The organism is Burkholderia stagnalis (assembly GCF_902830275.1).
GTDB lineage: Bacteria > Pseudomonadota > Gammaproteobacteria > Burkholderiales > Burkholderiaceae > Burkholderia > Burkholderia stagnalis.
This window is the reverse complement of record NZ_CADESW010000076.1, coordinates 1-788: the sequence shown is the minus strand read 5'-3', so window position 1 is coordinate 788 and position 788 is coordinate 1. Positions and strand designations below refer to the sequence as shown.

At 61.0% G+C, this 788-nt stretch carries 1 pseudogene; it reads left to right on the top strand.

The window, feature by feature from the left end:
* Positions 1–118: 118 nt before the first annotated feature.
* Positions 119–788 (top strand): annotated as a pseudogene (locus tag HWY45_RS36270) (IS3-like element IS407 family transposase); the annotation flags it as partial.

Genomic DNA, 788 nt, shown 5'->3' with positions numbered 1-788 from the left:
GAAGTCCATATCCTGCGCTTCATCCGTCAGGCACGAAGACTCGGCTTCCTTGACCTGCCCCCTGCAAACCGGGCCAGCCGGAGTCTAGTAAAGTTCGTTTTCGGAGAAGAAGACGAACATGAAGAAGCGCTTTACGGAACAGCAAATCATAGGGTTTCTGAAGGAAGCTGAAGCCGGCATGCCGGTCAAGGAACTGTGCAGGCAGCACGGGTTCAGTGACGCGTCGTTCTACACGTGGCGCGCAAAGTTCGGCGGCATGGAAGTCTCGGAAGCCCGCCGGCTCAAGGACCTCGAGGTGGAGAATGCCCGGCTGAAGAAACTGCTGGCCGAAGCAATGCTCGATATGGAAGCGTTGAAGGTCGTCGTCAAGGGAAAGCCCTGAGCCCGCAAGCCAAACGCGAAGCAGTGTCGGCGATTCGGGAGAAGGTCAACATCTCCGAGCGCCGCGCCTGCCGGCTTGTCGGGCTTTCTCGCAGCGTGCTGCATTACGACGCGAAGCCGGACCACGAGAATGAGGTGCTCGCGGCGCGTCTGGTGGAGTTGGCGCACGAACGTCGTCGATTCGGCTACCGTCGACTGCACGCCCTGGTGGAGCGCGAAGGCACGCACGCCAATCACAAGCGCATCTATCGCCTGTACCGTGAGGCAGGGCTGGCTGTGCGGCGCCGTCGCAAGCGCCAGGGCGTCATGATTGAGCGCGAGCAACTGGCATTGCCGGGCGCGCCCAACGAGGTGTGGTCAATCGATTTCGTGATGGATGCGCTTTCCAACGGCCGGCGCGTGAAGTG